This is a genomic window from Carnobacterium sp. CS13, from assembly GCF_016653495.1.
Lineage (GTDB): Bacteria > Bacillota > Bacilli > Lactobacillales > Carnobacteriaceae > Carnobacterium_A > Carnobacterium_A antarcticum.
In genome coordinates, this window is sequence record NZ_CP067364.1 from 2,407,249 (window position 1) to 2,421,812 (window position 14,564).

Genomic DNA, 14,564 nt, shown 5'->3' on the forward strand with positions numbered 1-14,564 from the left:
AGTGACTAAACTAAACCATGAAAGGGGTTCTCTCAATGGCTACATTACAGGAAAAACGGATAAATTTCAATCCTAAACTAACAGTTTCCAACACTGGTGGTAATCTTTCAACAGATGCCGGATTGATTTTAGTAAAAGAATTTATGGACTCACTTGGATTTTTAGAATTGGCCAAAAGCTTCCTTCAAATCAAAGAGGACCGGACTTACTGGAGACACGACAATATCTCCTTACTAGAACAACTTCTTTTCCAACTGATCTCTGGCTACGCTGCAGATTCATCAGCTAAATTATTGAAGGAAGATCCCATCTTCCAACTTATTTTAAATAAAGAAACTGCTGCTTCACAACCTTCTCTTTCACGTTTCTGGGACCGAATAGATGAAAAAACGATCCGTCAATTCCAAGATTTGAATCAAGCTTTGATTGATAAAGTACGATTGAAGCGAAACACAACAGAGATGATCATTGATTTGGATTCTACTCATTCGGATACTTTTGGAAATCAAGAAGGAACGAACTATAATGCCCACTATCAAACAAACGGTTACCACCCTTTAGTTGCTTTTGATGGGCTAACGGGCGACTTTTTAAAGGCAGAACTTCGTTCTGGAAATGTTTATACATCAAACGGTGTAAGGGATTTTCTAAGGGATTTTCTAAGGCCTTTACTCAATCATTACAGCCAGCAACTTCCTTGCACAACGATTCTTGTGCGTGGAGACAGCGGCTTTGCGACACCAGAAGTATATGAAACTTGTGAATTGAACGAAAGCTTTTATGTGCTTCGTCTGAAAGCCAATGCTCAACTAGCAAAGTTAGCAGAATCATTCATTTTAATTGGCGATGATCATCATTGGGAAGAAAAAGAAGTTCACTACTATTCTACGTCTTATCGAGCAAAAAATTGGTCACAAGAACGTCGGGTTTGCATCAAATCAACTAGAGAAGCAGGAGAGCTGATTTTTCGCCATGAATATGTGATCACCAATTGTTCAGAAAATTTATCCGCTAAAAACATATTTTACACCTATCAAAATCGCGGTACGATGGAGAACTTTATTAAAGAAACAAAAAATGGATTCTATTTTGATAAAACCGATAGCTCAACTTTTCTGGAAAATCATGCTCATATGATGATAAGCCTATTGGCTTACAATATCGTTAACTTTATGCGAACACTTTGTTTATCAGCAAAAGAAGCGACACTTCAAATTGATACTCTCCGCTTGCATTTATTTAAAGTAGCAGGAAAATTGGTACGAAGTAGCCGTAGATTGCTATTAAAACTGAGCACGACTCATGTCTTTCAAGATAGTTTCTATCAGTTGTTAGAAAAAATACAATAACTCTGTTGGTGACCATCCAAATGAATTTTAAAAAATTCATTTCTTTCAGGGAGTTCGTGCGGCCAAAATCAAGTAATACCCTATCATTCAGCTCATCGTTTTACCTATTTTAACTTTTTCCATCCTTTAATGAATAAAAAAGTAAATTAATTGGGATGGACAGATAAAAAAAATAACTTTTACAGATAAATTTTAGAAGTATGAATTATTCAGGCTAGTGATATTTTATATAAAAACGTTATCTTTTAAAAATTTGAACATTTACCTTATTTTTTTGCCTAAAGACCGCTATACTATTAAGAGTACTATTAAATTTAAATGATGAAAGGAAGATTAAATGTCTAATCCAATGGACAAGAATGGTTTGAACGGTTCAGAACCTAGTCGCAATCAAACAACAGGAGATCAAAAAGCACTTCATCATCAAAGTGGTGCACCAGTAAACAATAACTTTGACTCCATGACTGCCGGTAAACGCGGCCCCACAACTTTTTTAGAGGACGCTTGGTTACAAGAAAAACTAGCAAACTTTAACCGTGAAGTAATTCCTGAACGTCGTATGCACGCAAAAGGGTCAGGCGCTTTTGGTACCTTTAAAGTTACAAATGATATATCAAAATATACAAAAGCAAAATTATTTTCAGAAGTTGGGAAAGAAACAGAAATGTTTGCTCGCTTCTCTACAGTAGCTGGTGAACGTGGTGCTGCTGATGCTGAACGTGATATCCGTGGTTTCGCTTTGAAGTTTTATACTGAAGAAGGTAACTGGGATATGGCTGGTAACAATACGCCAGTATTTTTCATCCGTGAGCCAAAACAATTCATCGATTTGAACCGCGCAATTAAACGTGATCCACGTACAAACATGCGTAGTGCTAATAACAACTGGGATTTCTGGACATCTCTACCCGAAGCTTTGCTACAAGTCACAATCGTGATGAGTGATCGTGGTATTCCGTCATCTTACCGCCATATGCATGGATTTAGTAGCCATGCATATAGCTTGATTAATGAAAATAACGAACGTGTTTGGGTGAAAATGTTCTTCCGTTCTGAGCAAGGTATCCAAAACTTAACAGACCAAGAATCTGAACAAGTCATTGCAGGAGACCGTGAGTCTCATCAAAACGACTTATATAATGCCATTGAACAAGGGCAATTCCCGAAATGGAAGATGTATTTCCAAATTATGACTGAAGAGCAAGCAAAGGCTTGGAAAAATAATCCATTCGACCTAACAAAGATGTGGCCGAAAGAAGATTACCCAATCATCGAAGTTGGTGAATTTGAATTAAACCGTAATGCTGCTAACTACTTCCAAGACGTAGAACAAGTATCATTCTCACCACTTAACGTTGTACCAGGTATCAGTTATTCACCTGACCGTATGCTACAAGCTCGCTTGTTCGGCTATAGTGACGCTGCACGTTACCGTATTGGTGTTAATAGCCACCAAATTCCAGTAAATGCACCACGTGGTGTTAAAGACCACCACATCTACCACCGTGATGGCGCTATGCGAGTTGACGGGAACGGCGGAAGTGAAGTTCATTACACACCAAACAGTTATGGTAACTGGACTGATAACCGTGAAAACGAAACGCCTGCACAAGATAACGGACCGGTAGCTACTTATGATTTCCGTGAAGATGATCATGACTACTATACTCAACCAGGTCAATTATTCCGTGCTATGTCTGCTGAACAACAATTAGTGTTATTTGAAAACACAGCCCGCAATATGGGAGATGCTACTTTACAAATCAAACACCGTCACATTCGCAATACTTATCAAGCCGACCCAGAATACGGAAAAGGTGTAGCAGCTGCTATGAATATCGCTATCAATGATGTCGATGTAACACCAACACCGAATGATTCTCGTAAAGCTTGGGAAGAAGCAAATGCACGTGGTTATGCAGATTTAAATGTACCTTCTGAACCAGTTGGTGTACCAGAAACAGCCAAAGACTTAGGTGAAAATGGCCGTGATACAAATGCTGGAGATCCAACAGCTTACTCCGATATCATGAACGATCCATTTGTCTTATAAAATAACCATTACTAATAGTCGTTAATATGCTAAAATAAAATAAAAAAATGAGATAATTTTGACTATGCTCAAAGTTATCTCATTTTTTTATTTTATATAATATTTACCACTAGTGTTGCATTATAGGTTTTTTAATACTTTTGACTAACATTTCTTTGCCCTCTAATAATTCTTTTATATTTTTCTTTTCGAAAATTATTGGATAAAGTAAATTTACAAGTCGGATAGTTAGAACAACCATAAAATTTCCCTTTTCCAATATTATTATTCCGATATTTGGGACAAGTTCCAATAGTGAGGCTATTATCGATTTCTTTTACAAGGATCTTTATTTAGCTGTTACTAAACGTATTTTGTACTATTTCAATTATTTCTTCCGCTTATATCTTGTTAAGGTACTTTTGCTAATTCCTGTCATTTTCTCTACCTGTGTATAAGAGTGTGTCTCTAGTAGACTCATGGCTAGAGTAATCTATTGTTGAGAAAATTTTTTAGGACGACCTTCTCTGTATCCTGGTTGCTGCTTAGCTATTTCTTTCCCTTCTTGAGTTCGTTCTACGATTAGGTCTCGTTCAAAATCTGCGAAAGCACTAAAAATAGTGATAATGAGTCTACAGTAGATGTGTTCTCAATCACTCCTAGATTTAATACATTAATCTTAACCCCTTTTTCAAAAAGTAATTTAATCGTATTTAGAGCATCTTGAGTACTTCGAGCGAATCGATCGAGTTTTGTTACGACTAGTGTATCTCCTATTTGGATTTCTTGGATTTCTTCAAAATTTATTTCTGCTAGATCTCTAGTATAGTGATAAATCAAATCAACAAGGTCTTTTATTTTCTGAGGATCAACTACTATATTAAAATCGATACCGCTATTTGTAGCCATAATTAATTTTAGACTATCTTCAAGATGTTTTATTATTTTTGGAGTTAATCGCTTATTCTTTGCAGCATCTATATACTGAAGAAGGCTCTGATTAAACTGGTTGATAACATTGTGATCTGTTTTTTTCTTTTTCTTAAAATTTTTAACTGCATAATAAGCTCTAGTAGTTTCTACGCCTAAAATAAGAGAACTTCCAACAATTAGTTTAGTCTTCGGATTTACATTACTTACTATCTCACTGGCCTTTTTCAAACTAATGATATGACTGTCTTTTTCTTTATCAATATTTGCTTCTTTTAAATGTCTCACAATTGCTCCACTATTGACCTTTCTAACAACACTACCAGACATCCTTGGTATACCTTTTGCAATACCTTCTTGAATATCATCTGGAAGCTCTAAACCAACCTGCACTACTACCATGTTTAAACCTCCTTTTTATTAGAAATGAAAAATATTTTTAATGAGTTTTCTAAAACCTGGATAATAGTAATTGTTTAAATTTATTTTTTATTGTTTACAAAATGATATTTTAATTCTATAATTGACTTGTCAACGATTGATTAGTCAATTATAGAATTAAAAAGGAGGTATAGTTTGAATCTTAGAGAATTTAGTAGTCTTCTTTATCAGATAAAGATTGCGAATCAAGAAATGACATCCAGATTTGAGAAAGCAACTGGATTTAGTTTAACCAGATATGAATTAATGATGCTTCTTAAAGAAACAGGAAAATGTTCGCAAAAGCAAATACAGCATAAGCTACGAATAGATAGTGCTGCCGTAACGAGACATTTAAAAGTTCTAGAAGAAAAAGAATATGTAATTCGAGAAAGAAATAAAGAAAATAATCGAGAAGTCTTCGTAGAAATTACTGAGAAAGCAAAACAGGATCTTGAAATCTGTGAAAAAGAACATGATAAGCTACAAAATCCTTTATATCATCTACTTAGTTCTGTAGAAGAAAAGCAGTTACAACTATTGCTTAAAAAGTTAATCAAACAAGAAGAGGTTTAAAAATGACAATAAATAATGACTTTTCAGATATCGCTTATAATAGAAAATCTATCAGATTGTACGATGAGAGTGTCAAAATTTCTAAAGAAGAAATGCTTGAAATGATTCAGAAATCAACCATAGCACCATCGTCAGTAAATATGCAGCCTTGGCGTTTCGTAGTTGTCGAGAGTACTGAAGAAAAACAAAAATTGAAACCATTAATTCGTTTCAATACAAGACAAAATGACACATCTTCAGCAATGATACTTATATTTGGAGATATGGAATGTTATGAGTATGGGGAAGTGATTTATAATCAGGCAGTAATTGAAGGTAAAATGTCTCCAAAAGTGAGAGATGAGCAATTAGCTGCAATTATCCCTTATTACAAAAATTTCACTAGAGAAGAAATGAATGATGTCGTAAAAATTGATTCCAGTTTAGCTGCTATGCAGTTTATGCTTGTTGCACGCGCTTATGGATATGATACGAACCCTATTGGTGGATTTGAAGCCGATGAATTAGCAGAAGCATTTGGCTTAGAAAAAGAACGTTATGTACCGGTCATGATTCTATCCATTGGTAAAGCATTAGAAGAAGGATATGATTCTATTCGACTGGATGCAAAAGAATTCACTACTTTTAAATAAGAGAGGAAGATTATTTAATGAAAGTTATTAATGCCTCATTTTTTATCAAAGGAGATCAACGTGATAATTTTCTATCAGACACCAAAGAATTAATTTCAGAAACTAGAAAAGAAGACGGTTGTTTAGCCTACAATCTTTACGAATCACTAGAAGAAAGAAATACATTCATTATGGTAGAAATTTGGAAAGATCAATTTGCAATTGATACCCATAATCAAAATCCTTTACTACAAAATTTTGTTAGTAAAATAGCTCATTACAGCTTAAAAGCGCCAGACTTAAAAATTTCCGAATTAGGTGAATAACTTATGTCTACATGATCTATTATTTTAACGGTAGTGGTTGCAATTGAGTTTTTTTATATCCTGTATATCCAAACAATTATTACAACTTCTAGCAAGACAAGTCGTATATTCAACATTGATCAGAAAGAATTAAGTCAAAAATCACTTAATGTATTACTCAAAAATCAATGAGTATATAATGGTTTATTTGGGTTAGGATTGCTCTATGGTGCATTTTTATCAACAGATTCTCTTGAAGTCACAAGATTGCTATTAGTTTACATTATAGTGGTTGCTTCATATGGTAGTGTTACAAGTAGTAAAAAATTATTTTTACACAAGGTGGTCCAGCTCTAGTAACCTTAATTTCAACACTCTTTTAATTTTTATAACTACGTCTCTACGAAGGAGCTAGTGTTAAAAAATATTTGGATTTTACAAATTATTAATACACAATAGACCGATATAGAGCCTTAATATGTGCTAAAAACATTTAACTTGACCCCTTGTTTCAAAGACAATAAAAAAAGAGGGTTAATTAAAAAAACTAAAAAACTGATCCCAGTGCTGGTGTCAGTTTTTTTAGCTATCATTTCTCTCTTCAGTAAGTATAGTATTTAATCAAGATTTTAGATAGCTTTCAGAAAAACTATGAATTATTTAGGTTCCATTTACTTTCTTTGTTTTTTTCACTATATCTCCACTAGTAATCTATTTACCTTTAAATTTTTTGACTACTTTTTCTATGTCTTCTTTATCGACAATCCATTCCTCCAAAAAGCCACATTCAGAACATAAGTATCTTGATACATCTACTAAAGTAGGAATAACTGAGCCAATAGAAATATTATTACCAATTCCAACCGCACCTGTTTGGCCTGGAATTCTTACAATATTTCTTGATGCACACTTTGGACATTCACCTGCATTTTTCATACTCTTCCTCCTCTATACTGATTAGATTTATTGTACCCTAGCTAACTTAAAAATTCGATACATGAAATTGGATAAAATCCCGTATTGGGAATTCTATCCCCATAGGGTTCTTTTTTTATAAACCTACCCAATACATGCTTATTTTGTATTAGAAATGAAATCATGTATAAACATTTTGTTTTTTAAACCAATCAAATGGTTAATAAAATTTGAGATACTTTTTAGAAAGGCTTCTTGTGTTCCTACTTCATCGCTGGTTAGCCCTTTTTTAGTTTCTTTTTTGCTATCTACTGTGTGATTTTTTCAATCTCAATTTTTATTGCTCTATTTGAAAGAAAACCTTCATGCGGATAACCATCTAATACGTCATCTTAGTCCCATCAATCGTAATAAACTTCATCTAAGAACAGTCCTTGAGAAGGCACGGTCATCCCGGCATCACTTCTGACTCCACTCTCAAAGATGGCATCAATGCATTCTGGACTTTTCGTTCCTGCCCCAATTTCTAGGAGCGTCCCCATAATGATTCTGACCATTTTGTACAGGAAGCCTTCCCCTACGAACGTAAAGTGCAACAAATCGCCTTCCCTGTGGATCGAGATTTCATCGATGGTCCTGACCGTCGATTTTTTCGTCTTCTTGAGCGAAGAGAAACCGATGAAGTCATGGGTTCCGATAAGCTTGCTGCAAGCCTCATTCATCCTATCGACATCAAGTTGTTCAGGATAATGGTAGCTGTAATTACGTTCAAATGCAGATGGTACAACAGTATTCCAGACATAATAGCTGTACTTTTTACCGACGACATTATACCGGGAATGGAACCTTTCAGGAACCTTCTCTAGCTCTTTAACGATAATATCACGAGGGAGATAAGTATTCAGATGGTCCCGCATCGTTACCAAGTCCAAGTTAGATGTCGTCTTGAAATTGGCTACTTGCCCTTTAGCATGGGTTCCGGCATCCGTCCGGCCTGATCCGACGATTTCAATGTCGGTTTCCGTCATTTCCGACAGGATATTTTCTATTTTTCCTTGAATGGTTTTATCAGAATCCCCTAGCCTTTGCCAACCCTGGTATCTGCCGCCGTCATACTCAATGGTCATTTTAATGTTTCTCATTTTATCCCTCTTCATCATTTTATTCTATTCATATTTTCAAGCTCTATACTTCATCACTATTAGACCTAATAGCAGTTTCATTCATTATAACTGGTAACAAAGCTTTGCAATTATCTAACCAAATTTCGAATGCAGTAAAAAATAATGAGGCTGGGACAACAGTCTCAACCTCATCTGCGTATTCGAATGTTTATTCGCTATCTGTTTAGCGTGGTTCCTTCGGAGGTTGACAAGTATCACACTTGCGTTGATTTTTATTTTTAAACTTCGTAAATGTTTTTTCAAAATTGCTGCCACAAGCACATTTAAATAGTAATTTTTTAGAAAAACCGTAATATTCTGTCGACAGCAACGTACTTTCCGAATTGCTCTCAACAAATTTTTCAATCTCACCAATAGTCCATCGTTTATTCATTCTCTTATACCTCCATGTTTTATCGTTAGGCGGAGGCTTTTATTGGCATCCGTTCAAAGTAACAGTAGTACTTTTCCGAGTCCCTTATTATAACATGAGCTGGTGAACAAAAAAAGAACTGCATAAAATACGGTTCACCAAGATTCTCGAAAACACAATCATCAGCTACATTTTTTTGTGTTAAATATTCTTTATACACCACTAATAGTACTTACTTTCCTAAACAGCGCACTCCTATAAATATCCTTTATAGAATCGAAATCCTTAAATTGGATGAGTGTATTCAATTGGCTTCAATTTATTTAACGCCTTTAGAAACCTTTTAGCAGCAGTTGCCTTACAAACAGAACTTAAACTATATTCTGTACTAGAGGCCTAAACACACTAAGTAAAAAAAATTTTTATTTTTCTAGAATAGCATTTTTAAGGGTATCTCGTTCTTTTTGTACACCCAAACAAAAACATTGTCTAACAAAATATCACATTCAAGAAATCACTAGGCTCAAAAGTCTCCTACGACTTGACTTAACTAGTAGCTAGCTGTAATCAGTTGTATGACATTTCCTAAATGCTTGTACATCAGATTATAAGCCTTGTCTTCATTTCTATCATTAATCGCTTGAAAGAGTTCAATATGATGTTGTCCAAAATCTTGAATTGTCGTTCTATACTTCATACTTAAATATTGATGCATATGCACGATTTCTTTAATGGATGTCAAATAAGACGAAAACAAAGGGTTATGACTAGCTTTGGCTACAGATAAATGGAATTGAAAATCGGCTTCTTTATAATTAGGATCTTTTAAATCCACAAAATTTTCTAATTCTATAATCGAGTTATTTAAATATAACCTCATTTCCTTAATATCCTCTTCAGTAGCAAATCGAGCAGCCAACTTTGCTCCTTCACTTTCAACTAATTGCCGTGCTTTCAGACTTTCCATTATGATATTTTTTAAATTCACCTCTTCTAAAGGCTCAACTTCTGAGAATAACGAGACTTTTTTATACCCTTTTACCATCCATTTATTCGATTCAGTTTTTGCGATACTTTGTTCTTTTTCCAGCTCTTCTAAAGCATCTCGAATGGGCATTCTACTTACTTTGAACATTTCAGATAGTTCTCTTTCACTAGGTAATAATGAGTCAATTGGGTATGTTCCATCCAAAATATGCTCGCGAATATTTTGCATTACTTTATACGCTTTTAGATTTTTGTTCAAGCATACTCACCTATCTTTTTTCTTTTATAATACCATTTTGAAGCAACTACTCCAACTATGCTCGTACATCCAAGAAATAAAAAAGCAGCTTGTATTGAAAAATGCGTGTTGATGTATCCACTAATTAAAGGAAATGTACTCATTCCTATTGCATACACTGCTTGGAAGAAACCCATAGCAGTAGATTTTTTGTCATCAGGAACTTCAGTCATCGCTTCAGTTGTTAAAGATGAAAATAGTATCCCTGTCGAAAGTCCCGGTAAGATCTGCAATAAGCAAATCATAAAAACCGAATTTGTGAGAGGAATAAATAAGCAATAAAGAAATAGCAATAAAAACACAGTTGGTATAGAACGATCAAACGTGAACCTTTTATAAAAGTTTGGTTTGGAGCCGATGACAGCTGAAAGAACTGCTGCCATCATGTAGACGATGGAGGTCAATCCAACAGCTAGGTTAGATGCTCCTAAATCCCTTACAATTTGAGTAGTAAAAGACATTGTAGTAGACATCTGTATTCCTTGCTGAATCAAGGCTAATAATGAGAATAGTAATAATTTATTATTCTTACAGACATCCAACAGATCTATAGTTGAATATGAAGTTCGGTTTTGTCTGTTTGGTCTTTTCAAAAACAAAGCTAAGAATGCTCCAACAAAGCCTGCAATCACGCTAAATAAACAGATTACTACCATACCCACTCTGTCGTATAGTAAGGTGCTCATTACAAAACCGCCTAGCATCCCTAAATTATTTGCAAAGATCAGTTTTCCTGTAGCTTTTTGCTGCTCATTATAAGAGTAATAGCTCATAAAGAGCACCATAAATGAAATCCACATAGCACTCGCTAACCCTGAAAATAAATTACCTATGAGAAAACCTATTCCATTTGGAAGAAACATTCTAAATAAAGAAGCAAGGCCTGAAGACAATGCTCCAATAAAAATCAACAATGTATGCTTTCCCTTTTTATCTGCTAAAATTCCAATAGGTAACCGAAGAAGCATCTGTGAAATCCCATATGCTCCAATAATAATTCCTATTGCATTACTGGATAAATGAATGGAATTCAAATAAGGAGTTTGATAAGGGATATAGACATATTGCGCAAACCAAAATAAAACAATAATGGTTAAAAGTAAGGAAGTTTGTTTCTTCTTTATACTCATTCATAGTACTCCTTTAATATATTGGTATTTATATTATCATAATAATATACCAAATTTATGTTTTTTTCAATTATTCGGTATAAAAATTACAAAATTAGTGTTGATTATTTTAATAATCGTGCTATAATTTTGATTAGATCCATGAAGTGAAGCCCTTACAATGATTAACTTAAAGAAAGGAATAACAATTATGAAAAATCATTTTCCAGAAAACTTTTGGTGGGGAGCTTCTTCCTCTGCCTTTCAAATAGAAGGAGCTTGGGATGAAGACGGCAAAGGAATGTCCGTGGCAGATTATAATTCATTCCAAAAGTCAGAGGCACAAGCAGACACAAAAGTAGCAAGCGATTTCTATCATCGTTATGAAGAAGATATTTCTTTGATGAAAGAACTTGGAATGAAGACATATCGTTTTTCTATTTCCTGGGCAAGAATTATCCCGGATGGTGATGGTAAAGTGAATGAAAAAGGAGTTGAATTTTATAATAAAGTAATCGACTTATTACTTGAAAATGAAATTCTTCCATTTGTTACGTTGTATCATTTTGATTTGCCATTTTCATTAGCTGAAAAATACAATGGTTGGGAAGACAGAAGATGTGTTTATGCATTTGAACGATTTACGAAAATTTGTTACAAAGCATTCGGAGATAGAGTTAAACATTGGCAAGTAAACAATGAACAAAATTTGATGGTCCGTGTGAATGAACGAATGAATATGTACGATGTTCCAGCTGAAGATGCTGAAAGAGTACGTGCACAGATGGATTACCATATGTTCGTTGCTCATGCATTAGCAACAAATGCTTGTCACGAACTTGTTGAAGGCGGAAAAGTCGGCCCAGCTGTCTCTTCAACTATGACGTACCCTGCTTCCAATAAACCAATGGATATTTGGGCAGCAAAAATGAATGATAATTTTAAAACAAATTATGCGTTAGACATGTATTGTTATGGTGATTATCCTGGATATTACAAGGAATATTTAGAAAAAACAGGAATTAGTCCCGTAAGGCAGCCAGAAGATGAAGAAATTTTAAAACGTGCAAAACCAGATTTGATTGCGGTTAATTACTATCGGACATTGGTTGCGAGTTACCTACCAGAAACCGAAGAACACCCTTTTGGCACGAAAATAAATGAAATAGACTATGATTTATATGGTTACTTTAAAATTGAGAAAAACCCTCATTTACAAGCAAGTGAATACGGTGCTCAAATTGATCCAATGGGACTTCGCTTAGTATTGAACGAATACTATAATCGCTACAGACTTCCACTCATCATTACAGAAAATGGCTTAGGGACACCTGATACACTTACTGAAGACGGAAAAGTCCATGACGATTATCGTATTGATTATATTAAAGAACACATTGCTGCTTGCAACGATGCAATTGCAGACGGCGTAGAGCTATTTGGTTATTGTCCTTGGGCAGTAATTGACATTTTAAGCTCTCACCAAGGGTTCAAAAAACGGTACGGATTTGTTTATGTAAACAGAAAAGATCATGATTTAAAGGATTTGGCAAGAATCAAAAAAGATAGTTTTTACTTTTATCAAAAAGTAATTGAAGATAATGGCTTATCAGATTAATATAGGCAAGCCAAACTAGATAGAAAGAAATCAAATCTTAACCATCGTTTATTTCTAACTGTTCATTAAAATGAGTGCTCAGGAAACAAGTTATGTTGTACAACAATAAGATAAAACGTATAAAGTAGTAGTTGTACACTGGGAGTTGAATAAGAGAGGATGTAGAGTTTATGGATTTTGAAAAAATTGCTCAAGACATTATTGAGAATGTTGGTGGAAAATCAAATATAAGTAATGTTACTCATTGTATGACTCGTTTGAGATTTGTTCTAAAAAATGATGAATTAGCCAATGAAGATGAGCTACGATCAATTGAAACAGTCATTTCTACAGTGAATAAAACTGGACAATATCAAGTCGTTATCGGTAATAAAGTTGGAAAAGTATATAATGAGGTTATAAATCAATTAGGTTATAAGGTTGATGAAGAAAATTTTGCTGAAAACGATAGCAATGAAAAATTTGGGAACAAAATCTTAAGAATCCTTTCTGAAATTTTTACGCCTATTGTACCAGTTATTGCGGCAGCTGGATTAATAAAAGGTTTATTAACAGCTGCTAACATGTTGTTAGGTAATTATTATGGCCTAGACATTACAAATTCAGATACGTATGTGCTCTTATTTGCTGCCAGTCAAGTAGTATTTTATTTTATGCCTATATTCTTAGCATATACCACCTCTCGAGCATTGAAAACGAATCCGTTTATAGGGATGACGTTGGGAGCTTTCTTAGTTTATCCACAAGTTGAAGCTATCATGATGGATTATACAACAAATACTACAATTTTCGGATTGCCAGTTATCAAAGGAGCCTGGGGTTCTGGAGATACATTACGAGTATTCAGTTATGTAGAATCTGTTATCCCTATTGTTATTTCTATTATTGTACTAGCCTTTTTAGAAAGAGCACTTAAGAAAATCATTCCAGAAGTTGTACAAATCATTCTAGTACCAGGTATTTCCCTTATTGTTATGGTGCCAGTCATGCTTGTTGTTACTGGTCCAATTGGAATTTATGCTGGCAATATCATCCAACTTGTTTACAACAGTATTATTAGTTTCAACGCAACGCTTGGAGGAGCACTTGTAGGCGGTCTGTGGGGTGTACTAGTTGTCCTAGGAGCTCATAGAGCCCTGTTACCTGTTGGATTAAATGATATTGCAATAATGGGCAAACAAAACCTTTTAGCCTTTGCAGGAGCTGCAAACTTTGCACAAGGCGGAGCGGTTTTAGCTGTTATGCTAAAAACAAAAAATGCTGCTTTGAAAAACGTTGCCCTATCTGCATTTATTTCCGCAATTTTAGTCGGAATAACAGAACCTGCCATCTATGGTGCAAACTTAAGACTTAAAAGACCTATGGTAGCTGCAGTTATTAGTGGTGCTATTGGTGGAGCGATTATGGGATTTGGCGGCGTTTACGGCGACGCATTTGCAAATAATGGAATTTTAACGATGTTTACGTATGCTGCATTTGGAACAAAGGTATTTGTCTATTATATCATTGGTTGTTTAGCTGCTTTCATTGGAGGAGTTGCACTCACCTATATTTTAGGATTTGAAGATTTACCAACTACCGAGAAGGAACAAAAAAAAGAACCTGCAACTGCTACCTTACAAAGTAGTAAGATATAACAGTAAAAATTTACCTTCAAAAACACAATTTTATTTATATCAACGAAAACATCATTGATATAAATAGAGATTGTGTTTTTGTTTTATTGCAAACTAACTAAAAAAGCTCTAGGCCTATGGCAATAGACTAGAGCTTTAGCAAAACTTTTAAAAAAATTCCGGAGTTTTATTTTTAATTTGTTTGCGATTTTTAGTAAGGCCTATTTTTACAAATTTACTTTTTGTTCCAACCTTTTAATCA

Annotated in this window: 13 protein-coding genes and 3 pseudogenes; 8 read left to right on the forward strand and 8 right to left on the reverse strand. The window is 34.4% G+C overall.

Annotated features, from left to right (window positions below; translation table 11 throughout):
* The first annotated feature begins 35 nt into the window (after positions 1-35).
* The gene (locus tag JHE06_RS11370; protein ID WP_201088843.1) at positions 36-1,349 is read left to right on the forward strand and encodes an IS1380 family transposase; all 1,314 of its coding nucleotides are present in this window, start codon (positions 36-38) and stop codon (positions 1,347-1,349) included.
* 337 nt (positions 1,350-1,686) lie between these two features.
* Complete coding sequence (locus JHE06_RS11375) at positions 1,687-3,402, forward strand: catalase (RefSeq protein WP_201088844.1); 1,716 nt, start codon at positions 1,687-1,689, stop codon at positions 3,400-3,402.
* A 130-nt stretch (positions 3,403-3,532) separates the two neighbouring features.
* Here JHE06_RS11375 and JHE06_RS12250 read toward each other — a convergent pair.
* The 3 genes and pseudogenes from JHE06_RS12250 to JHE06_RS11385 all read right to left on the reverse strand — a co-directional run.
* A pseudogene (locus tag JHE06_RS12250) lies at positions 3,533-3,719 on the reverse strand (type IA DNA topoisomerase); the annotation flags it as partial.
* Positions 3,720-3,769: 50 nt separating this feature from the next.
* Positions 3,770-3,862 (reverse strand): hypothetical protein, encoded by a 93-nt coding sequence (locus tag JHE06_RS12440; RefSeq protein ID WP_442861669.1) that lies wholly within the window; start codon positions 3,860-3,862, stop codon positions 3,770-3,772.
* Positions 3,863-3,874: 12 nt separating this feature from the next.
* Positions 3,875-4,713: pseudogene (locus JHE06_RS11385) on the reverse strand (recombinase family protein).
* Between the two features lie 174 nt (positions 4,714-4,887).
* Here JHE06_RS11385 and JHE06_RS11390 point away from each other — a divergent pair.
* The 4 genes and pseudogenes from JHE06_RS11390 to JHE06_RS11405 all read left to right on the forward strand — a co-directional run bounded on the left by JHE06_RS11390 (position 4,888) and on the right by JHE06_RS11405 (position 6,606).
* A complete protein-coding gene (locus tag JHE06_RS11390) occupies positions 4,888-5,307 on the forward strand; it encodes a MarR family winged helix-turn-helix transcriptional regulator (RefSeq protein ID WP_201088846.1) in 420 nt (139 codons plus the stop codon).
* Between the two features lie 2 nt (positions 5,308-5,309).
* Entirely contained in the window at positions 5,310-5,939 is a 630-nt protein-coding gene (locus tag JHE06_RS11395) for a nitroreductase family protein (RefSeq protein ID WP_201088847.1), read from the forward strand.
* 17 nt (positions 5,940-5,956) lie between these two features.
* A complete protein-coding gene (locus tag JHE06_RS11400; protein ID WP_201088848.1) occupies positions 5,957-6,244 on the forward strand; it encodes a putative quinol monooxygenase in 288 nt (95 codons plus the stop codon).
* 18 nt (positions 6,245-6,262) lie between these two features.
* Positions 6,263-6,606 (forward strand): annotated as a pseudogene (locus tag JHE06_RS11405) (DUF1304 domain-containing protein).
* Positions 6,607-6,934: 328 nt separating this feature from the next.
* Here the strand turns inward: JHE06_RS11405 and JHE06_RS11410 are convergent.
* From JHE06_RS11410 to JHE06_RS11430, 5 genes are all read right to left on the reverse strand, one after another.
* A complete protein-coding gene (locus JHE06_RS11410) occupies positions 6,935-7,159 on the reverse strand; it encodes a hypothetical protein (RefSeq protein WP_058919461.1) in 225 nt (74 codons plus the stop codon).
* 380 nt (positions 7,160-7,539) lie between these two features.
* Positions 7,540-8,280 carry a tRNA pseudouridine(38-40) synthase TruA gene (truA, locus tag JHE06_RS11415; protein ID WP_201088849.1) on the reverse strand — a complete coding sequence of 247 codons (741 nt, stop codon included), beginning with the start codon at positions 8,278-8,280 and terminating at the stop codon, positions 7,540-7,542.
* A 205-nt stretch (positions 8,281-8,485) separates the two neighbouring features.
* Positions 8,486-8,695, reverse strand: coding sequence for a hypothetical protein (locus JHE06_RS11420; RefSeq protein ID WP_201088850.1), 210 nt, complete (start codon positions 8,693-8,695; stop codon positions 8,486-8,488).
* A 529-nt stretch (positions 8,696-9,224) separates the two neighbouring features.
* The gene (locus JHE06_RS11425; RefSeq protein ID WP_201088851.1) at positions 9,225-9,920 is read right to left on the reverse strand and encodes a FadR/GntR family transcriptional regulator; all 696 of its coding nucleotides are present in this window, start codon (positions 9,918-9,920) and stop codon (positions 9,225-9,227) included.
* Positions 9,917-11,089, reverse strand: a complete 1,173-nt coding sequence (locus JHE06_RS11430) for an MFS transporter (RefSeq protein ID WP_201088852.1) — start codon at positions 11,087-11,089, stop codon at positions 9,917-9,919. The genes JHE06_RS11425 and JHE06_RS11430 overlap by 4 nt, the downstream gene beginning before the upstream one ends.
* 190 nt (positions 11,090-11,279) lie before the next feature.
* Between JHE06_RS11430 and JHE06_RS11435 the strand changes: the two genes are divergently transcribed.
* A complete protein-coding gene (locus JHE06_RS11435) occupies positions 11,280-12,686 on the forward strand; it encodes a glycoside hydrolase family 1 protein (protein WP_201088853.1) in 1,407 nt (468 codons plus the stop codon).
* Positions 12,687-12,856: 170 nt separating this feature from the next.
* Complete coding sequence (locus JHE06_RS11440; RefSeq protein WP_201088854.1) at positions 12,857-14,323, forward strand: PTS transporter subunit EIIC; 1,467 nt, start codon at positions 12,857-12,859, stop codon at positions 14,321-14,323.
* The last annotated feature ends 241 nt before the right edge of the window (positions 14,324-14,564 follow it).